General features: G+C 39.3%; 17 protein-coding genes. 9 read left to right on the top strand and 8 right to left on the bottom strand.

Annotated elements, in window-relative coordinates; all coding sequences use genetic code 11:
• Nucleotides 1-4: 4 nt before the first annotated feature.
• A complete protein-coding gene (locus CLV96_RS13000; RefSeq protein WP_004785880.1) occupies nucleotides 5-769 on the top strand; it encodes a hypothetical protein in 765 nt (254 codons plus the stop codon).
• Here CLV96_RS13000 and CLV96_RS12995 read toward each other — a convergent pair.
• Nucleotides 755-1,687, bottom strand: a complete 933-nt coding sequence (locus tag CLV96_RS12995) for a bifunctional riboflavin kinase/FAD synthetase (RefSeq protein ID WP_004786743.1) — start codon at nucleotides 1,685-1,687, stop codon at nucleotides 755-757. The two genes, CLV96_RS13000 and CLV96_RS12995, sit on opposite strands and share 15 nt — an antisense overlap.
• Before the next feature lie 45 nt (nucleotides 1,688-1,732).
• Between CLV96_RS12995 and CLV96_RS12990 the strand changes: the two genes are divergently transcribed.
• A complete protein-coding gene (locus CLV96_RS12990) occupies nucleotides 1,733-2,293 on the top strand; it encodes an LIC10729 family protein (protein WP_004784678.1) in 561 nt (186 codons plus the stop codon).
• Nucleotides 2,294-2,302: 9 nt separating this feature from the next.
• On the opposite strand, the gene CLV96_RS12985 is transcribed toward CLV96_RS12990, so the two are convergent.
• The gene (locus CLV96_RS12985; RefSeq protein WP_002973307.1) at nucleotides 2,303-2,647 is read right to left on the bottom strand and encodes an STAS domain-containing protein; all 345 of its coding nucleotides are present in this window, start codon (nucleotides 2,645-2,647) and stop codon (nucleotides 2,303-2,305) included.
• Between the two features lie 118 nt (nucleotides 2,648-2,765).
• Here CLV96_RS12985 and CLV96_RS12980 point away from each other — a divergent pair, with 118 nt between their 5' ends.
• From CLV96_RS12980 to CLV96_RS12965, 4 genes are read left to right on the top strand one after another with little or no spacing between them, the layout of a single operon-like run.
• Entirely contained in the window at nucleotides 2,766-3,485 is a 720-nt protein-coding gene (locus CLV96_RS12980; RefSeq protein ID WP_004785674.1) for an LIC_12936 family protein, read from the top strand.
• 15 nt (nucleotides 3,486-3,500) lie between these two features.
• Nucleotides 3,501-4,208, top strand: a complete 708-nt coding sequence (locus CLV96_RS12975) for a DnaJ domain-containing protein (RefSeq protein ID WP_004784926.1) — start codon at nucleotides 3,501-3,503, stop codon at nucleotides 4,206-4,208.
• Between the two features lie 11 nt (nucleotides 4,209-4,219).
• Nucleotides 4,220-5,236: a type I phosphomannose isomerase catalytic subunit gene (locus CLV96_RS12970; protein WP_004785767.1), complete on the top strand. Its 1,017-nt coding sequence runs from the start codon at nucleotides 4,220-4,222 to the stop codon at nucleotides 5,234-5,236.
• 55 nt (nucleotides 5,237-5,291) lie between these two features.
• Nucleotides 5,292-5,594, top strand: a complete 303-nt coding sequence (locus CLV96_RS12965; protein ID WP_035983324.1) for an LIC_10421 family protein — start codon at nucleotides 5,292-5,294, stop codon at nucleotides 5,592-5,594.
• A 16-nt stretch (nucleotides 5,595-5,610) separates the two neighbouring features.
• On the opposite strand, the gene CLV96_RS12960 is transcribed toward CLV96_RS12965, so the two are convergent.
• Genes CLV96_RS12960 through CLV96_RS12945 form a run of 4 tightly spaced genes read right to left on the bottom strand, consistent with a single transcriptional unit; the run spans nucleotide 5,611 to nucleotide 9,452 of the window.
• On the bottom strand, nucleotides 5,611-6,471 hold the full coding sequence (locus CLV96_RS12960; protein WP_004787674.1) for a pirin family protein: 861 nt from the start codon (nucleotides 6,469-6,471) through the stop codon (nucleotides 5,611-5,613).
• Nucleotides 6,468-7,532 (bottom strand): glycoside hydrolase family protein, encoded by a 1,065-nt coding sequence (locus CLV96_RS12955; RefSeq protein ID WP_004784288.1) that lies wholly within the window; start codon nucleotides 7,530-7,532, stop codon nucleotides 6,468-6,470. Before CLV96_RS12955 ends, CLV96_RS12960 begins: the two co-directional genes overlap by 4 nt.
• A 15-nt stretch (nucleotides 7,533-7,547) precedes the next feature.
• Nucleotides 7,548-8,090, bottom strand: a complete 543-nt coding sequence (locus CLV96_RS12950; protein ID WP_004785309.1) for an SRPBCC family protein — start codon at nucleotides 8,088-8,090, stop codon at nucleotides 7,548-7,550.
• Nucleotides 8,091-8,132: 42 nt separating this feature from the next.
• Entirely contained in the window at nucleotides 8,133-9,452 is a 1,320-nt protein-coding gene (locus tag CLV96_RS12945; RefSeq protein WP_004786557.1) for an MFS transporter, read from the bottom strand.
• Nucleotides 9,453-9,499: 47 nt separating this feature from the next.
• Here CLV96_RS12945 and CLV96_RS12940 point away from each other — a divergent pair, with 47 nt between their 5' ends.
• From CLV96_RS12940 to CLV96_RS12930, 3 genes are all read left to right on the top strand, one after another.
• Complete coding sequence (locus CLV96_RS12940) at nucleotides 9,500-10,474, top strand: cysteine synthase A (RefSeq protein WP_004784889.1); 975 nt, start codon at nucleotides 9,500-9,502, stop codon at nucleotides 10,472-10,474.
• Between the two features lie 206 nt (nucleotides 10,475-10,680).
• A complete protein-coding gene (locus CLV96_RS12935; RefSeq protein WP_004787178.1) occupies nucleotides 10,681-16,557 on the top strand; it encodes a LamG-like jellyroll fold domain-containing protein in 5,877 nt (1,958 codons plus the stop codon).
• A gap of 76 nt (nucleotides 16,558-16,633) precedes the next feature.
• On the top strand, nucleotides 16,634-16,984 hold the full coding sequence (locus CLV96_RS12930; protein WP_004786368.1) for a c-type cytochrome: 351 nt from the start codon (nucleotides 16,634-16,636) through the stop codon (nucleotides 16,982-16,984).
• Nucleotides 16,985-16,995: 11 nt separating this feature from the next.
• On the opposite strand, the gene CLV96_RS12925 is transcribed toward CLV96_RS12930, so the two are convergent.
• Together CLV96_RS12925 and CLV96_RS12920 are read right to left on the bottom strand one after the other, a co-directional pair.
• Complete coding sequence (locus CLV96_RS12925; protein WP_004785418.1) at nucleotides 16,996-17,757, bottom strand: hypothetical protein; 762 nt, start codon at nucleotides 17,755-17,757, stop codon at nucleotides 16,996-16,998.
• Nucleotides 17,754-19,718, bottom strand: a complete 1,965-nt coding sequence (locus tag CLV96_RS12920; RefSeq protein WP_004784818.1) for an acetoacetate--CoA ligase — start codon at nucleotides 19,716-19,718, stop codon at nucleotides 17,754-17,756. The genes CLV96_RS12925 and CLV96_RS12920 overlap by 4 nt, the downstream gene beginning before the upstream one ends.
• Between the last annotated feature and the right edge of the window lie 11 nt (nucleotides 19,719-19,729).

Here is a 19,729-nt window from a genome sequence, read left to right as displayed (position 1 = left end):
CATTATGAAACCAACCAGAAAGGTACTAGGGGCAGAAGAGTTCTTTCGAACCAAAATCAAATTAGAAAATGAATTGATTCGTTTGGAAGAACTTGACAGAGAATCAAAAACTCACATTACTTCCATGATTGAGTTGTCGGAACAACTGATCCAACTTTCAGAATCCAACGAATCCCCTTATTTTTTACAAAGAAGCAAACGTCTAAACACTGAAATTCATAAGTTCAAAATTAAAAATGAATACAAACAAAAGGAATTTGATTCACTTTTTCATATTTTAGACAAAATCAAATCGGAAGATAAAATTGAATTTTTGGATTCTGCATTAAAAAATCGAATCAATCGAATTGCAACAAACCTTACGGAAAAAAAACAGAATCCACCTTCAGAACAAAAACTCAGCGGGAAATTAGTTTTTATTTGTTATGTGTTAGAAGGTGTAAATTTTTTAATTCCTAAAAAAACTTACCGAATCCTTCGTGATATTCCTGCATTCAAAAAACAATTACGCATCAGAGAAAAATTGATTCCGCTGTTTCCTGGACCTGGATTTGTTCTGATGGAAGAAGGTGAAAAAAAACAAAAGAATGTACTTTTGATTAAGGACTCATCAAAAAAAGAACACGGGTTTTATTTTGACGAACTAAAAGAAGATTGGGCTGTATCAAAAATTTCTTTGGAAGGATTGTTGGAGAAAGACTCTACCAACGGGCAAATTTTAGGAAAAATCAAACGAAAAGGAAAGTTATACCACTTAGTTAAAATCTAAGATCCGAATGCTCTCTTCTTTATCTTTTGTTAGTTGGCTTTTTAATTCTTCCAGACCACTAAATTTTTTTTCATCTCTAATTTTGTGAACAATTTCTAATTCAACTTCCTTTCCGTATAAATCACCATCAAAATCGAAAACATTCACTTCAACATGAAGGCCTAACCCGTCAAAGGTAGGATTGTGGCCAATATTGACCATACCTTTGTGGTCCTGACCTCCAAACTTTGCAAAACAAGCATACACGCCGATGGTGGGTAACAACTTATCTTCTGGAACCTTGATATTGGCCGTGGGAAATCCAATCGTCCTTCCGCGTTTGGCGCCTTGGAACACGACACCTTTTATATGATAATTTCTTCCCAAAAGAATTTTTGCCTCTTCCATTTCCCCTTTTTCCAAAAACCCTCGGATCAGTGAAGATGAAATTTTGCTTTCCTTTTTTAGAACCGCTTCTTTTAATTCGACCGCATAACCATATTTAGTTTTGTTTGAGTCGAGTAGTGTAAAATCTCCACGGCGTTCAGCTCCGAAAAAATGATTATAACCAATCACAATGTGTTTTGCATTCAATGTTTGGATCATAATCTTTTCCAAAAAAACCTCAGCAGACATTTTTGAAAGTTCCAAAGTGAAATCTAAAACAACCAAATAGTCGATGCCAAACCCTCGAATGAGTTCTTCTTTTTCTGATTCAGAAGAGAGGTATTTGAAATTTGGTTTTTTCCCAAGAACTACAGAAGGATTGGGAAAGTAAGTAACAACCACAGAAGGCAGACCTAAATCCTTAGCTTTCTCCACAGTCCGAAAGAGTAAAGTCTGATGGCCAACATGGATTCCGTCAAAGTTGCCGAGTGTCAAGGAAGAGCCATTTTGAAACTCGTTTTGGATCGATTCTAAAGAGCGAATAATTTTCAAGGGGGGACTTGTCTCGTAATCCGATACTTGTACTAGGTGCTTCCATTGAAACTACGAATCCTTCTCTTTACGGCAATCTTTTTATCAACCTTAGTTTCGTTGTTCGCAAAAGACTTCCAAATTCCCAAACAGGAATTCGGATTGGAAGAGGGTCTACTCCCTGAAGATATTTCCACCTACCCCGAACTAAAAACATGGGCCATTTACCAATCCTATGAATTGGAACCAGATGCACCCCACTTAGGACTCCAAGATTATATCTGCAGGATGGTGCCAGAAACAGGCCTTCAGTTCCTACTCGAAAAAACGATTCTATCCAAATCAACAGTCTATCTCTATCTGGACATAACTCGCTACAAACCCTTAAAAGGTTCCAAATTCAAACCGAAAAAACTGAACATTTTTGTGAATGGAAGGCCCAAACTTTCTATCTATGCCGACAAAAACCAAAGTTTTTCGAACCCAGTCGAAATCCCCCTCGAACCTTCTGAATACCCTGAGGGAAAAATTTACGTCGGTCTAGTGCCCAGTAACAATTCTCTGGGACGGTTTTGGGGAGTTTGGGATGCGTTTGTTTTAGAAAATCGTTTAGATGCGAAAGACTAAAGTGACTGCCTAAACGGCGTATTTTTCGCGGTATTCGTCTTCACCAATGGTTTGGAAGTAACTGGTAAGGCCAGCCACTTTAAAAACCTTCTCAATGGCCGGTTTCATATTGGCAATGGAGAACTTTCCCTTGAGTTCTTGGACATAATTCAGCTGTTTGATGAGCATTCCAATTCCAGAAGAATCAATGTAATTGAGTTTTTCTAAATTGATGATTACGTGCAGATTTTCAGTGGGTTGGCTAGGAACATTGGTTTCCAGGAAGTTTTTAAAATCCAGGGAAGTGTAAATGTCCAAACTTCCAGAAATGCTGATCACATAAGCGTCGGCATTTTTTTTTAGATTTATTTCCATGGGAGACCTACCGCAAGACTCGGGTTTTTGCGTTTTTTATCAACCTTATTTTTAACAAATTAATGATTTCATTTCAAAAGTCGAAAATATATATAGAGTCTACTATCTGGGAGTTCGTATGCGTATCTCGTTTGTCCTAATTTTATCCTTCCTACTCACCGTTGGCCTTTTAGCTGCGGATGAAAAAAATGAACCTGCTAGCCAAGCAGATTCCCAAAAGTTAAATCCGGATGGTAGTATTGCTCTCATTCCTTATAATGCGAAGCAACAACAGAAGATTGAACGAATTGGTAAAGAAGTGGATGATTACCATGCCATAATCAATGAAAAGGTAAAGTTCCTCAGTTTCGAAAAGAAAATCAAAGACAGTCGTTATGGTCAAGTGACGAATGCAAGGGAAATCCACCTTCCATTTGAACCTCGTTATGTTATGCATAGCCGTTTTGTCATGAAATTGAAAGGTGGTGGTGGAGCCGAAGGCGGTGGGTTCTCTTTAGATGAATTGTCCTTTTGGTCAAGAAAATCACTCACTGAAAAAGGGAAAGACCCAGTCACAACCTATCGTGAATTAAAAAACAGCACCGCAGGTGGAGTGAAAGGATTAACACTTTCTGTTCGTACCGTAACAAACGCAGATGACAATACTCTTAACTTTGAGTTAGAAAAAATCCAAAGCCCTTGGGAAAGATTGCGTTTAGCAACAGCTTATCGTGATAGACTCCGCGAAGTTGCAAGAACCATTGACAGATACATCCAAGCCAAAGGAAAACTGGAAACCCGAATGGTTTCTGAATCTGTAATGGAAGTTTCTGTCAGCGGGGATTTCCAAGAGCCATAGTCCAATGAGGGTGGAATGAGTTTTTCCATACCACCACAAACTTCAAACCTTTACGAAGTCCTAGAGATTCCTTTTGGAGCCACGACGGAAGAGATTAAAACCTCTTTCCGTCATCTAGTAAAACAATTTCATCCAGACAATCCCTTCACAGGCTCCTATTCTAAATTCCAAAGTATCTATTTTGCATACCAAACACTAACAGGTGATGGGCGAAAACGTTATGACGAAGAGTTTAAAAAAAACTACGCTCGCGAATTCTTAAAACGCAAGTTAGAAGAACATCCCGTTGTACTTCCAGTCTCTCGTGTTCGGTTCACAACAGGAATCCTAGAACTCGCCAAACGCGGGCTTATGAGAAAAGGATTTCGGAACAAAGACCGACGTAAGGTTACTGGAATTGATTATGATTTGATTATTGATTTAAAAGAATCGGAAATCATTCGTCCTGTGATCGCAGTGATCCCACTTACTGTCAGAATTGTTTGTAGAGATTGTATGGGCGGTGACCCGCATTGCCCTGCATGTAATGGACGAGGAAGTTATAAAGGTTACAGAAATCTAAAGGTAGAATTTCCCAAGTCAGCTCTTGTGAATGGAAAAGTTTTTGAATTTGACCTTTCCAAATTCCGACCAGATTCCTTTACCCATTTTAAGAAAAAATTCCTACGCGTGAAACTCTTAGTACATAAAAATATCCCTTTACGAGCAAAGAGTACTGTCTAAAAAGGAAATCGATGGAAAAGATTCCCAAAGTTCTATTTGTAACCCCCCTATATAAAGAAAAAATCTGGGGAGGGCGAAAACTCGAAACATCTCTCGGCCGTAAAATTCCAGAAGGGTCCATTGGGGAATCATGGGAAGTTTCTGTTTACGGATCAGATGTTTCCCCTATCAAAAATTTAGAATTTCAAAATCTTCCACTAACAGACCTTATTCGAAAAGCACCCGAATCTGTCCTTGGAAAACCATTTACAAAATTAGGATTACCTCTACTTGTAAAAGTCATTGATGCCAAAGAAAAACTTTCTGTCCAAGTACATCCCGATGACGATTACGCACTCAAATACGATCCAAAATCCAATGGGAAAAAAGAATGTTGGTATGTTTTATCTGCTGAACCTGGAGCTGAACTTGTTGTCGGTTTTGATACCAACACAAACCGAGAAGAGTATGAAACTCTAGTCAAAAAGAATTTAGGTGAAAACGTTCTCAGAAAATGGAAAGTAAAACCAGGTGATGTCTTTCTTTTAAACCCAGGAACTATCCATGCTATTGGTGGCGGAGTTTTACTATTAGAAGTGCAACAATCTTCTGATTCCACATACAGAGTCTACGATTATGGACGATTGGGTGATGATGGAAATCCAAGAGAACTTCATTTAGAAAAAGCACTCGCTGTCCTTAATTTTCAAAAATCAGATGGTTCTGAAAAACAAACAAAACAACTCATCAAATACCATCCTTTCCCAAGATATCTTTTTACTTCAAATGACAAATTTAGACTAGAATCTTGGGAGTTCAATCAAGCGCAAAATTTCACCTTTTCGAAATTAGGTGACCCAGTAACATTCGGAATTTTTTATACTGTCTCTGGATCTATTTATTTTCCTGAATTCCAAAAACTAGTTGGACCGAACGAAACGTTCATTGTCACGGCCTTTGGGTTTTCAGAAACCATCTCTGCCTTTGCAGAAACTGGTACGAAGGTAGCCTTTATGTCTGCTGGTTCTGATTCTGTAAAATATCAATAGTCTGCCCTATTGACATTTTAATAGAATCGGTATAATGGATGTCAGAGAGGTATCTATGAAAAAAATTATTTCCCTATTACTAGTATTAGCATCTACATCCGTGTTTGCTTTGTCTGACTTGGAAAACTTGATGATTAAAGAGGCAAATTCTCCAGAAAGTAAACAGGCTGCACGTTCTTATCTCAGTGCGATGGCAAAAGAGAAGGAAGCAAGTGCCAAAAGACACGAAAAAATGGCGGGCAACAAAGGTGGAAAGGCAATCAGTGAAGCAAAGTTTAAAGAACATTGCCTAAGTCTTGCAAAAGAATTTCGTGCAGAAGCAGAAGAATATAAAAAAGCTGCGGATGATTTGAAATAAATTTCTAACTTTTACTTTAAGTGGGCAAAGGAATTCGATCTGTTTCTTTAGGAACTTTCGGAAATTCATCTTTTGCCCATCTTTCCTTTGCTCTTTCAATCGTTTCTTGATTAGTGGAAACAAAATTCCAAAATAGATGTCTTTTTTCCGTAAGTGGTTCCCCACCAAGCAATATCAAACGGCTATTTTGTTTTGCCTTAAATGAAACAGAAGTTCCCTTTTCAAACAAAACCATAGATCCTACTGCATAAGACTCCCCATTGGATTCGATAGCACCACGAGACACGTAAAGTCCCGCTTCTTCTTTATCAGAAAGAACCCAATGGACTGCATCTGCACTTTGTTTGATTTCAATATCAGCATAAATCAAAGGCGAATGGACAGTGGCAGGTGACTGTAATCCTAAAAAACTACCACCTAACAATCTGAAAACTAATCCTTCTTTGGTAAGAACAGGAATTTCTTCCTCGGAAAAATGTTCAAAACTAGGATCGATTTCTTCTTTATCTTTCGGTAAAGCAATCCATGTTTGGATGCCTTCTAAAATTTCATATTTAGGATCAAATTTAGAGCGTTCACTGTGAACGATTCCAGATCCTGCTAACATCCAATTGGTTTCATGCGGACGAATGTCCATTTCCACTTTTAAACTATCACGATGAGTGATGACCCCATCATATAAAAAAGTAATGGTAGCAAGACCAATGTGTGGATGTGCTCGAACCACAAGCTCTTCTCCGGTAACCACCGGTACAGGACCAAAGTGATCAAAAAAAACAAAGGGACCTACCGAACGTTTTTCCATCGCAGGAAGAACACGACGAATCACAAAGTTGTCCCCTAAATCTTTTGAATGTCCAACTAGAGATTTTGTCATTTGCGTTTAGACTTCTTAACCTTCGGTTTTGGTTGGGATATTTTCTTTTTTATAGTTTGTTTTGGTTTTTTGATTTGTTTGGTGGATTTAGTTCCAGAAGTTTTAGATTCTTCAACCTTACCCACAAAAAGACCAATGGCTTCCTTACCTTGGCTCCAATGTGCTTTGTTCCTGGCATTAAAATAGAGGATAAAGATTTTTTCTTTTTCCGAATATTTCACATCACAAGCATATACATGGCTCGCCTTCCAACCTCTTCCCGTGGGGCCAAGGATGGGAGTATGGTTGATGCGTTCAAAATTAATTCCATCTTCACTTTGTAAAAAGAGAATGGCCGAACAAGATTCCTTCCTTACAGGATTCCAAAAAATCCCATTTTGAAATCCTAAGTAACGACCTTTCCATTCAATCACTTTGATCGAACCCGCACCCAAGTTACAAAACGGATCCATTTCATTTGGGGAAAGAATAGGATCAGAAAAATAGGAAAACGGTCCCAGTGGGGAGCTTGCTTCGGCAACGGTAATATGTTTTGGTTCGCAAAATCCACAGTCAGGGATAAAAACGAGAGAAGAAGAAAAGTACATTCTGTATTTCTCCCCAAACTTCACCAAACAGGGATTACTAACTGATTCTCCATATTTAGAATCTTTATGAAAAGGGAATTTAGGTGTAATGACAGTTTTTGGTGAAGACCAAGATTTTAAATCTTTGCTTGTACGAACTTCAATATGAGACTTCCACTTACGATAAGGAAACCATGACATAAGGACATGAAGGAATTTGTACTTTTCGTAGTATAAATAATAAGTTCCTTCTTCCAAAAAAATAAAAGGACGCATGGCATTCCAAACCACGGTTTTTCTTTTTTTCCAATGGATTCCGTCTTCAGAAAGGAATTCCTGGACTCCAAAAATATTGTGAGCAAAGAGATGCCAATGTCCATCAGGGCAATTTTCGGGGAATAAAAAACTCGGATCCGCCAAAACGGGGGATGGGAATCCGGGCTTTAGAATCGGATCATCTTGGTAAAGTTGCCAATAGATATTTTGTTTGTTCAATCGAAATGATTTTCCTTACTTTTCTAAAACAACTTTCAAGTTAGATAGTCCCTCTTCAAAGTCTTTTCCGATCAATTCTTCAAAATTCATAAAAAGGCAAATCAAATTAGAAGGGTAAGGCATCGAACCATCAAACCCCCAAATGACTTTGGATTTTTTTTGATCCAAAGAAGAAACCTTCATATAACTACGCTCTGTTCCTTCAAAAGGTTCAATAAATCTCAATTCAGTTTGCATCTCCAATGCATCCGCATTGATCATTTTAATTTCTTGTTCTCCATTACCGACTTCTTTGTCTAAACTTTCCCAACGAGAAATAAAACCAACGGCCCCATCTTGACCCGTATAAATTTTCTTCATACTGGGATCTTTTTTCGCCCATACACTGTAATTGTCTTGGTTTTTCAACATTCGTATGTATGCAAATACATCTGATGCTGGTTTGTTAATGTCAATGGAACGTTCTACCTGGTAACCAGTAGGTAAGAAAAGAGCCACAATTAACGGGATCGCTATGATACCAATGATTCCTATGGAAATTTTTCTGCCGAGTGTCATAAGTTAAGTATCCTATCTGTTTGATTCATTTAGTCAATTTATTTACCCACGCGGACGTAAATTCCAACTGAAAACAAGGAGGAAGATGGCAATCAAAGTAGAAACAAGGATCGCATATAGGGCCACATCCCAAGAGTAGTTTGTGGCAAGGATAGCCAGACCTTTGCCTTGTGCCGTCCTTCCTAAAGAACCAAAAAGCCCGATAAAACCAGCGGCTGTACCCACTGCCTTTTTCGATGTAAAATCCATACCTGCCACACCTAACAACATCACAGGTGGATAAATAAAGAGTCCAATCAATCCAAAAAGTAAATAATCAATCCAGATAGACCCGGGAGGATTAAACAAAATGCCTAAAAAGGCAAAGAAAATAGGGATAATACAAAGTAAACTGACCATTCCCCTTCTACCATCAAACCGATCCGATACCCAACCCATGAGAATGGTCGAACCTATCCCGCCAAATTCCAAAATAAGTGTGGAGTATCCTCCTCCCAGTAGATCTGCTCCCTTAGTTTCTTTTAAATATGTAGGGCCCCAATCAATCAAACTGTAACGAATGATATAGACAAAAAAATTAATGATTGCAAACAACCAAATGTATTTGTTCATTAAAACTTGTTCAACAATCAATTGTTTGGTGGTAAGTTCCTTTTCGTGGTCTTCTTTTTCTTCGGGTGGATAGTCATTTCGATAGACTTCAATAGGCGGAAGCCCTTCGGACTGAGGAGTGTCTACAAGTCGTAGATATAAATATATAGATCCAACAATTGCGATGACTCCTGGTACAAAGAAGGCATATTGCCAACCAAACTTGGCCGCCGAATGGGAAGCAACCACCCCAACAATGCCGCCTCCAATATTATGTGCAATATTCCAAAATGCAAACGTAGTACCTCGTTCTCCAACCGAATACCAATGTCCCAAAGAACGCCCGCATGGTGGCCAACCCATTCCTTGCACAAGACCGTTAGCACCCCATAAAAAAAGATGAATCCAATAATGATTCGCAAATCCAAATGAAAAATTCAAAATGGCAGTAAGAAACAAACCAACAGCCATAAACTTTCTTGGATTGGAACGATCGGAGAGTGCTCCCATTAAAAATTTTCCAATCCCATAAGTGATGGCAGTGACTGCGAGGATGTCACCTATATCAGCTTTCGAATAAGACAAAGCTTCCCCAATTTCTTTGGAAACTGGTGAGAAGTTATTTCGAGTTAAGTAATAGGTCGTATAACCAAGAAAAGTCGATTCCAAAACGCGAAACCGAAATTTCGGATAAAGGGTTTGGATTTCTTTTTCAGATTTTTTTGGTATGGACGGAGCGGGAGCGAACCATAGGCGAATGGTTTGTAACATAGACTAGGAAGATGAAAGCCTAAAGAGAAGGAGTCAAGTCGATTCTCATGAAAACAAATATTCGCAACGGTTTTATTGATACTGTGGGAAACACCCCGCTCATCCGCATTCATTCTTTAAGCGAAGAAACAGGATGTGAAATTTTAGGCAAGGCTGAGTTTTTAAATCCTGGTGGGTCTGTCAAAGATAGAGCCGCCTTATACATCATCGAAGATGCTGAAAAAAAAGGACTCTTAAAACCCGGTGGAACTGTCGTGGAAGGGACTGCGGGAAATACAGGAATCGGCCTCACCCACATTTGTAATGCAAAAGGTTACAAATCAGTGATTGTCATTCCGGAAACACAATCCAAAGAAAAAATAGAAATGCTACGCACGTTAGGTGCAGAAGTGACACTCGTCCCTGCTGTTCCTTATTCTGATCCAGGAAATTATGTACGAGTATCGGAACGAATGGCTCGTGAGACTCCCAATTCCGTTTGGGCAAACCAGTTTGATAATTTAGCAAACAGGAATGCCCATTTCGAAACCACTGGCCCCGAAATTTGGGAACAGACAAAAGGGAAAATTGATGTTTGGACCACATCTTTAGGAACTGGTGGGACCTATGCAGGGACAGGGCTATTTTTTAAATCAAAAAATCCAAATATCAAATGCATTGTGGCCGACCCTTACGGATCTGGAATTTATTCTTTTGTCAAAACAGGACAAATCACGATCGAAGGATCTTCCATTACCGAAGGGATTGGCCAAGGCAGGATTACCAAAAATATGGAAGGAATGCCAGCTGATGATGCCATCCGAATCCATGACAAAGAAGCCCTACGAATTTTGAATTTAGTTTTGAAAAAAGATGGTTTGTTTATGGGGGGAAGTGTGGGGATCAACCTAGCTGCAGCCTATCAAATTGCCAAAGACCTAGGTCCGGGACACACCATAGTCACCGTGTTATGTGACAGTGGAGCCAAATACCAATCAAAAATTTATAATCCAGAGTTTTTAACTTCCAAAGGACTCAATTAAACCAAACAGAAGTTCGCTTTTAGAACCGATTTAAATGAAACTCCTTCTCAAGGGGTTTCGGTCCGGAGGATTTTTGTAAGATTTATTCTAACGATATCTCCTAGGAAAGAAATTATCTGGACTTTATAGATTCCAACATTTAACTTTTCGATAATAGAAAGAGTCGTTAAGGAAATGCGGAACCTATTTCAGATCGGTGTTATTTTATGAATTTTCTCCAAAAAATCTTTGTCTACACAGTCGCATTGCCTCTGTTTGCTTGTCAATTCCCAAGCATCAACCGATCATTTTTAGAGACATTTACTACATTTCGTTTTTTACAGGCGAACACTTTGACCTACTCCGTTTCTATTCGAGTCACTGGACTTTTGGGCTCAGGACTACAGGTTGAAAACAACGGAGATATACTGAATGTATCCGCAAACGACACTTATACCTTCTCAAAAAAGATTTCGTCTGGTTCCCTCTACAACGTAACTGTTAAAACCCAACCTACTTCCCCGATCCAGAAATGCATCGTATCTTCCGGTTCGGGAACTGTCCTTAATGGCAATATCGAAGGCATTCAAATTGTTTGCGGAGATGCACTCTATCTGATCAACGGAACAGTAACAGGACTTTTAGGAAATGGATTACAACTCCAAAATATAACAGGCGCAGGAACTGATACAATCAATGTCAATTCTGCAAACTTTTCTTTTCCGCCACTTCCTGCTGGAGAGACTTACGATTTTAGCATTGTCAGCCAACCCACTAGTCCAAGCCAAACTTGTTCGATCACAACACCGGCAATGACCACAGGTACCATGACAGCCGCACATATTGCATCCACCATCAACTGTACAACCAATTCCTTTGCAGTGAATGCACAAGTCACGGGAATCTTGGGCAGTCTCGGTGTAGGGAGCGAACTCAAACTAACATTAGATGGCACAAATACAATTAACGTAACTTCAGATGGAACCTTTTCTTTTCCTGGCACCTATCTGAGTGGCGGAACCTTCTCTATCACCATTGATAATCCTGGAGGAATCATCCCTACAGGAGTCTGTTCATTGAGCTCTGGAACCATCACGGTTGCCAACGGGATTTATACCATTCCAGTCAATTGTAGTAATGCATTTCTCATCAGTGGAACCGTCTCTAGCCCTGGGGGAACTACAACAAGTATCCTCAGCGGTTCAGTTACATTGGATTTGGTCAATACGGGAGGTACAGCATTTGTAACCCAACAAGTCACGGTTGCTTCTGGAGTGACAAATTTTACTTTTCCATCAACCATTCCTGGTGGTTCCGATTATCAAATCGTTGTCTCCTTACCATCACCTAACCAAGTTTGCACGATGATAGCGGGGGCAACTCATACAGGAACCAATTCTGACCAAGGAACCGCTGTAGTAAATTGTAGTTTACCTACACCTACTTTTTCTCCTGTGAGTGGATCTATTTTTAACGATGATGGAACTGTCACACTATCCACTCTGATTCCTGGATCAGAATACCGTTATACGTTAGGAAATGGAGGCCAAGTTGACCCAACTTGTTCCACAGGTACAATGACAACAACTAACGTATCCATCACTGATACAAACCAAGCTGTTATCAAAGCCATCCATTGCAAAACAGGATGGGTAGAGTCTACTGTCCTAACCTCAACTTACACTTTGAAGGTAGCCACACCAACACCAAGTTTGGCGACTGGTTCATTACTGAATTCCGGAGATACGATTAGTTTTTCTACTGCTACAACGGGAAGTACCTGGGTTTGTAAAGATAGTGCTGCGGGAACCCCTACCGATCCAGTTTGCGGTGCGACAGCAAACACTTGTTCTTCGGGAACAGCTGGCAATTATACCTTCCCCACACCCGGTTCTTCACAAAATGTAAAAGTTCGGATGTGTAAAGTAAACTATGTAGGAAGTGACATTCTTAGTTTAAATTACCAACCAAATGTATACACCGTGGGAGGGACAATTAGTTCACTCACCACGCCATTTGGAGTAAATACCTTTGTTTTACAAAACAACGCAGGGGATGATTTGATCGTTTCAGGAAATGGAACTTTTACCTTCAATACTGCCATTCCAACTGGTTCCAATTATGCGGTCACAGTTTTTTCCAGCCCACAAAATCCTTGGCAAACTTGCAGTATCAGCAATGGAACAGGCACTGTCGCTGCGTCAGCAATTACAAATATAACAATTAGTTGTTCGGTAAATACCTATTCCATGAGTGGAAACATCACAAGTACAGTGCCCTTACCTTCTGGGCTCACCGTAACGAATGGAATTGACACCATTAATGTTCCAGGTGGTGCAACAACCACTCCCATTTCCTTTACAACACCCATTGCAAGTGGCACTGGCTATGATATCTCCATCACGGCAGAACCACCAGGATATGTCTGTGCCATCCAATCAAATTATTCCGGAACAGTTCTTGGAACAAACATTACGAATGTGACTGTGAACTGTGTTGTTGGCTATCGGTATGGGAATACCATTACTGCTAAAAAACCTGCTCCTTTACAAATTCATTATTACCGGGGCCAGGTGAGTACCGCAGCAGGTCAAGTTGCCAGTGGATCTACGGATGCAATAGGAACCTCGGCGACGTTTGCAACGATCGGTGGCGTTACTTTTGATGGGACCAACGGATTTATCGTTGATTCAGGTAATCATAAAATTCGTGTGTTTCATCCAGCAACCGGTGCAGTCACTTCACTTGTCGGAAATGGAATCCCTGGGAATGCAGCTGGATCAGGTGCAATCAGTGCATTGAACGATCCAAGAGCAATCACAACAGATGGAACTTATCTCTATGTAACAGAGTTTGCAGGAAATCGAATCAAACGTATCCTCATTAGCTCAGGTTATGCGGAAACATTTGCAGGTGACGATTCAACTTTATCACCTAGCAATGCAAATGTGGATTCGACAGATCCCTTACTAGCAAGATTTGCCACACCAGCAGGGATTGTGTTCGATGATGATAAATTATACATTGCCGATAGAAACAATTCTGCAATCCGAGTCATCAAACTTAGAACAAGGGAAGTTTCAACACTAACAAGCGGAGGGGATATCAATCAACCAGAAGGGATCACTCTTTCTGGTGATTATATTTATACTACAAACTTAGGTACTTATAATATTTGCAAAACTCATAAAGTCACAGGAGTTACAACAGTTCTGGCAGGAAGTTCTACTGGTGGATTTGTTGAAGGAGTTGGCACGAGTGCTAGTTTCTTCATGCCACATGGAATTACTCATGATGGTATTTTTTTATATGTCGCCGATTACGGAAATCATAGAATCCGACGAGTCCATATGACAAGCGGTGAAGTCATTACCATTGCAGGCTCTGGTGGTACTGGTCTTATCAATGGGGAAGGAGTGAACGCTTCCCTCAATGCACCAATGTACATTTCCAATATTGGAAATGTTTTGGTATTCGGAACGGCACATGCGCTTCGTTCCCTCAATCCTTCGGGACTTCTAGCATACTATCCTCTAAACGGATCCGTTCAAAACTATTTGAATAACCAAACAATTACGGCAGTGGGAAGTCCAGGGTTTGGACTCGGCCGATGGGGAGAAACTTCCGGGGCCGCGGTTACATCTGCAGGCAATGCAGGAATTGCACCTTCACCTTCGGGATCAACAAACAACATCACTATGTCCGCTTGGTTTAACTGGGATGGAACCATTCCTCTCACTGCCAAAGTCATCGTCTACAATGGAACAGCAAGTTCTGATGGACACGGAATTTTTATTTCCTCTCAAAGCCAACTTGGAATTTTGCGAGGAGGATTCCCACCAGACGCAATACCGATAAATGTAATTCCTGGTCAATGGACACATGTAACAATGTCAGTCGATACCAATAATGTGTATCGAATTTATTTGAATGGAAGTTTTGTTTTCCAGAAACAATTCACAACAAACCCACCTACAGGAGATTTTTCAGTTGGAGTTGCTTCTATGGCCAATTACTTCCCAGGAAGGATCGCCGATGTTCGGTATTATGCAAAAGTGCTGAATGAAGCGGAAATCAATGACCTCGCTCGTAATGCGGACCCAGGCCTTGTTGGAAATTCTTATTCCTCCCGTCCAATAGAACTCCTCATGCAATATGAAATGAATGGGAATTTAAACCCAACTGGTCCAGTTGGTAATTCTTTGTCACAATATGGAAGTCTGACAAATTTTGCGCCGGGAAGAGATAGAAGCACAAATTCTAGTATAAGATTTTTTGCAGATAATTCAGGTTATGCGAATGGTTCAGAAACAGGTTTACCAATGGGACAGCACCCACGTAGCGTTTGTGTCTGGGTACATCCGGAAAGATATCCCGTTAATGGAAATGAAAACTCACCTATTTTTTCCTATGGTTCTGCCGGCGGAAGTACAGAATTTATTCTTTCTCTGTATAAAAATGCTGGTGGATCCAATCTCATTCGATTTGGAGGATTGGGAGGTGGTGAAGTATTCACAACGTATTCAATCCCTCTCAACCAATGGTCGCATATCTGCGGCACCTTTGATGGATCAGTGGGAATCATTTATAACAATGGAACAGTGATCGCTGGCCCATCCGTTATCGGAGGTTCCGTTACGACAACTCCAGGAACTGGGATCTATTTGGGAAAAATCATGACTTTCCCTACGCAGCATTTTGCCGGTAAAATGGCAGATTTACGAATTTATTCCAAAGCTTTAGACCCCAAAGAGGTTAGGTTAATTTCTGCACAAATCCCAGTAGGCCTTGTCGCTCGTTTTGATTTTAATAATAGCATCCAAGATGTAAGTGGGATGGGAAACCAAACAAGTAATATGGGCGTTGGTTTTTCAACAGATCGATTTGGAAATGCCGCAGGTGCAATTAGTACCAACGGTACAAATTATCTCTCTGTGTCTACAGCCAATACACAACTTCCCAAAGCAAACCAACCGCGAACCATTTGTGCACATTACAAGTCCCAACTGACCGATCCAGGAACAATTGTTAGTTATGGAATGGCCAGTGTTGATCGATTGATTTCTCTTGGGTCTGGGACTTCTGGAAGTAAGTATTTGTTTTCTGGATTTGGAAACGATGTAGAAGGTTTATACTACAACCATGAAAACGTCTGGCACCAACTTTGTGGAGTTTTCCATGGACCACCTAATGGAAATCTTGCAATGTTATATGATAACGGAGTCTTACTCCAAACAAGTGTCAAAAATACCTGGGACACTCTTCCACTTGCTTTCACCATAGGGACAAGAACCGATCTTGCTACCAGTTTCACAGGTTCGATTGACGAGGTCATCATTTATAATAGAGCATTGAGTACAAATGAAATCCAAGCACTTTCTGGATATGATCCTAGACAGGTTGTTTCTTGGTCTCCTACATTAGGAATTAGTAGCTTGGTTCTTCACCTAAGTGCCGATAGTTTATCAAACCAAGGAAATGGGACAAATGTTACGACTTGGCATGATCAAAGTGGGAACGCTGCCTCTTTTTTTAATGGTGCCGCTGCACCGACTTATAACAACGTTGGATTCAATGGAAAACCTTCTGTCAATTTTAATGCAGCTAGTTCACAATACCTTTTTAGAGGTTCTGCATCGGACATTCCATCCAACAACTCTACCTTCTTTTTGGCCTTTAGTCGTACCAATACTTCCGACGGCACATTATTAGAATCAGCGACAGGGGGAGTTTCTTACAATATTCAAAGCAATAGAATCCATATGACAAAACCAAGCAATGGAGATGTAGGATATACAAATCCCGTTTTTAGTGGAATTCTAACACCTTACTTGGTTAGTTTCGAACATGTAGGTGCAACATTCTTCGGATTTTACTCTAACATTCTCACGGGTGGAATCACAATCAATACCGCACAAATTTTTTCACAAAATAATATTTATATGGGAACTAACGAATCTACTTCTAATTTTTTCTCTGGCCATATCAGTGAAGTTCTTTATTACAAAGCAAGTTTGGCTGCGACGGGAAGAGCCACTGTGTTTTGTTACTTATCACAAAAATATAATATTGATTTGGTGAACATGGGCACTTATTGTGATTGATTTAAGTAACTCTCTCTTCTTTTTAGTTTTAAAACAAATAAAAATAAAGAGAAATACGTCATTTATACTTTTAATCTTGGTATCATTTCTTCAAAATTGTTCTAAGGAAAATGAGATTCCAGAAAAAGAACCTCCTCTTCCCAAAGCAGTAACTGTTCCTTTTCCTGAATCCATGTATGTTCAAAATGGATGTGCGTCTTGTCATGGCATCGAAGGGAATGGACGAGGAACAAGAACGAACCTGATGTCAAACTCTCGAATTCCAAATTTTCAAGATAAATCTACTTATGTATATGGATCAAACAAAGAAGCGATTGCAAAAACAATCAAAAATGGAATCCCTGGAACTTATATGAAATCTTATTCCCATATGCAAAAAATGGAAATTGAGGCTGTGGCCGAATACATTCAAAAAATGCAAAAGTAACCTTATCCTTGTTATCTTCCTAAATTCATAAACAAGGTAAACATTTCGCAAGCAGACGCTGAACCTAACTCACAAGAATCATCCAATTCTTCTAAAGCCGTTGCAATTTCTTCAGATTTTTTAGTTTTTAATCGATCGAGAGCACTAAGCTCCAATTCTTTTGCCTTAGAAATTTGTTCTTCAGGTAGTTGCAACTTCCAAGGTATAGATCTTGTGTTCCAAGACAAACTGTCCAAGAATTGATTGATATCCCTTTCTATTTGCGGATAAACGGACTCATAACAAGTAATTAAAATAGTAAATCCGAATTTATCTTCGGTTGCTGTAATATAGTGTTGCACTACAGTATCTTCTTTATCTTTAAAACTACCGTAGATACCTAAAAATTTATAACCATTTTCAGTATTCGGAATTTTCTGTAAGGTGAAGTTTTTACGAATATTAGTAATCATACTAAACCGTCTAGACTCTGCATGAAAGAGAATCGGATGAAGTGGTATTTTATTCTCTGATTCTTTAAAAAGTATCACAAGTGCTGGAATGATTTCTCGGCCAGAATCTTCTTTTAATGGCAAAGTTTTGAAATGATCAAACTTTGTTGTGATTCCATTGGATCTACGTTCCGTAAGAAACCACTTCGAAGGAAGATCAAAAGAAATACAATTGGTTTGAAAACAGGTTCGCCAACGAGTCGAATTGGATTCTGCAAAAAGATTAGTTGTCATTAAAAAACCAATCACAGCTAATCCAAAAATCTCAAGACTTGAATTCATACGCTCAACTCCTTTCTGTCTTTAAAAAAGTCCAATGAATTTGGATTAGCAAGGGCGTTTTTGTTTTTCACCTCAAGTCCAGCTACAGTTTGTTTTACGGCAATTTCTACTTTTTTCCCATTCACAGTATAAGGAATTTCCGGAACAGAAAGAACCATCGAGGGAACATGCCTTGGTGAAGTTTCCAGTTTGATACGATCTTTAATTTTTTTGATCAAATTTTCATCCAAAAGAATACCATCAGCCATAACGACAAAAAGTATCACACGTACATCATCTTTATAATCCTGTCCAATGATAACGCTATCTTTTACTTCAGGAATAGCAGAAACTACAGAGTAAATATCAGCAGTCCCAATCCGCACACCACCTGGGTTCAAAGTTGCATCTGACCTACCATAAATCACCAAACCATTCGAAGGTGTAATAGATGCAAAGTCTCCATGACACCAAATATTATCATATGTTTCAAAATAAGCCGATTTATACTTTGTTCCTGATTCATCATTCCAAAAGAAAAGAGGCATAGAGGGAAATGGAGTAGGACATACTAATTCGCCTTTTTGATTCGAAACGGATTTACCCATGTCATCAAACACCTGTACATCCATCCCCAAACCTTTACACTGAATTTCTCCATCAAACACAGGTAAGCTGGGATTCCCCAATGCAAAACAGCCATTTAGGTCTGTCCCACCAGAAATAGAAGACAATTGTACATCTGTTTTGATATTCTGATACACATAACGAAATCCAGAACTTGGAAGCGGTGAACCAGTCGATAAAATTACTTTTAATTCAGGCAAATGATATTTGGATTTTACATTTATATTTTCTTCTTCCAATACAGAGAGATACTTGGCACTTGTTCCAAATACTTTAATTGATTCTTTTTCAGCCATTGACCATAAAGATTCCCAGGAAGGATAAAATGGATTTCCATCAAACTGATACAAAGTAGCACCTAACGCCAATACCGACTGAGACCAATTCCACATCATCCAACCACAAGTTGTATAATAAAAAAAACGATCATGTTTGGATACATTACAATGTAGCGAAAGTTCTTTAGTATGGTTGAGTAAAACACCTCCACCTTGAACAATACATTTAGTAAGACCAGTTGTCCCAGAGGAAAACATAATGTATACGGGATCTGAAAATGAAATCGATGTATAAGACAATTGATCAGAAGGATTTGGTGGAATGATTTCATTGTATCGAAATGGATTTTGTATTTTACCGAAATCTTTGATTGGCTCTACAAAATCATAAACTAAAGTTTGTTTGAATTCAGAGTTTTTTGAATTTGCCAATTGGATGGATACTTCTTCAAGTTTATCCGCAATTGAAATCTTTTTCCCCTTAAATAAATAGGATTCCACAGAAATCAGAACCTTAGGATTGATTTGTTCGAAGCGGTCAAGAATTCCTCGCACACCAAAATCTGGAGAAGCACTAGACCATATAGCACCTAACGAAGTGGTTGCCAACATTCCAATGGTTGCAATGGGTGCATTTGGTACAAGACCAACAACTCTGTCGCCTTTTTTAACTCCAAGGCCAATCAAATGTTTTTGCAGTTTTAGAACTTCTTGTTTCAGTTCCGAATATTTTAATTTTTGGATTTGCCCATCTTCCGAATAAAAAACTACTGCAAAGGATTCAGGATCCCCCACTTCAAGTAAATTTTCCGCAAAATTATAGAGTGCGCCTGGAAACCAAACTGAGTTTGCAAAATGTATACCTCTTTCGATCGTTTTTTGGGGTTCTTTATGTAACTTAAATCCAGAATAAGACAACCACTCCTTCCAAAATAACTCAAATTCATTCACCGAAAATTTATGAAAGGAAACATAATTTGAAAATGAATTTGCAAACTTGGTTTCTAAATGCCCTTGGAAACGGGATAAATTGGTTTCTTTTGAACTAGGTGTCCAAAGTATATTTTGAGTCGCCATGAAGACTGATC

This window comes from Leptospira meyeri, from assembly GCF_004368965.1.
Lineage (GTDB): Bacteria > Spirochaetota > Leptospiria > Leptospirales > Leptospiraceae > Leptospira_A > Leptospira_A meyeri.
Note: the sequence above shows the minus strand (reverse complement) of the source record. Positions and strands in the feature narration are given on the sequence as shown.

Coding starts and splice junctions, on each gene's coding strand:
- CLV96_RS12935 (WP_004787178.1), top strand. CDS start 10,681: ATGAATTTTCTCCAAAAAATCTTTGTCTACACAGTCGCATTGCCTCTG.
- CLV96_RS12920 (WP_004784818.1), bottom strand. CDS start 19,718: ATGGCGACTCAAAATATACTTTGGACACCTAGTTCAAAAGAAACCAAT.
- CLV96_RS12925 (WP_004785418.1), bottom strand. CDS start 17,757: ATGAATTCAAGTCTTGAGATTTTTGGATTAGCTGTGATTGGTTTTTTA.
- CLV96_RS12960 (WP_004787674.1), bottom strand. CDS start 6,471: ATGACAAAATCTCTAGTTGGACATTCAAAAGATTTAGGGGACAACTTT.
- CLV96_RS12985 (WP_002973307.1), bottom strand. CDS start 2,647: ATGGAAATAAATCTAAAAAAAAATGCCGACGCTTATGTGATCAGCATT.
- CLV96_RS12970 (WP_004785767.1), top strand. CDS start 4,220: ATGGAAAAGATTCCCAAAGTTCTATTTGTAACCCCCCTATATAAAGAA.
- CLV96_RS12945 (WP_004786557.1), bottom strand. CDS start 9,452: ATGTTACAAACCATTCGCCTATGGTTCGCTCCCGCTCCGTCCATACCA.
- CLV96_RS12980 (WP_004785674.1), top strand. CDS start 2,766: ATGCGTATCTCGTTTGTCCTAATTTTATCCTTCCTACTCACCGTTGGC.
- CLV96_RS12950 (WP_004785309.1), bottom strand. CDS start 8,090: ATGACACTCGGCAGAAAAATTTCCATAGGAATCATTGGTATCATAGCG.
- CLV96_RS12975 (WP_004784926.1), top strand. CDS start 3,501: ATGAGTTTTTCCATACCACCACAAACTTCAAACCTTTACGAAGTCCTA.
- CLV96_RS12965 (WP_035983324.1), top strand. CDS start 5,292: ATGAAAAAAATTATTTCCCTATTACTAGTATTAGCATCTACATCCGTG.
- CLV96_RS12940 (WP_004784889.1), top strand. CDS start 9,500: ATGAAAACAAATATTCGCAACGGTTTTATTGATACTGTGGGAAACACC.
- CLV96_RS13000 (WP_004785880.1), top strand. CDS start 5: ATGAAACCAACCAGAAAGGTACTAGGGGCAGAAGAGTTCTTTCGAACC.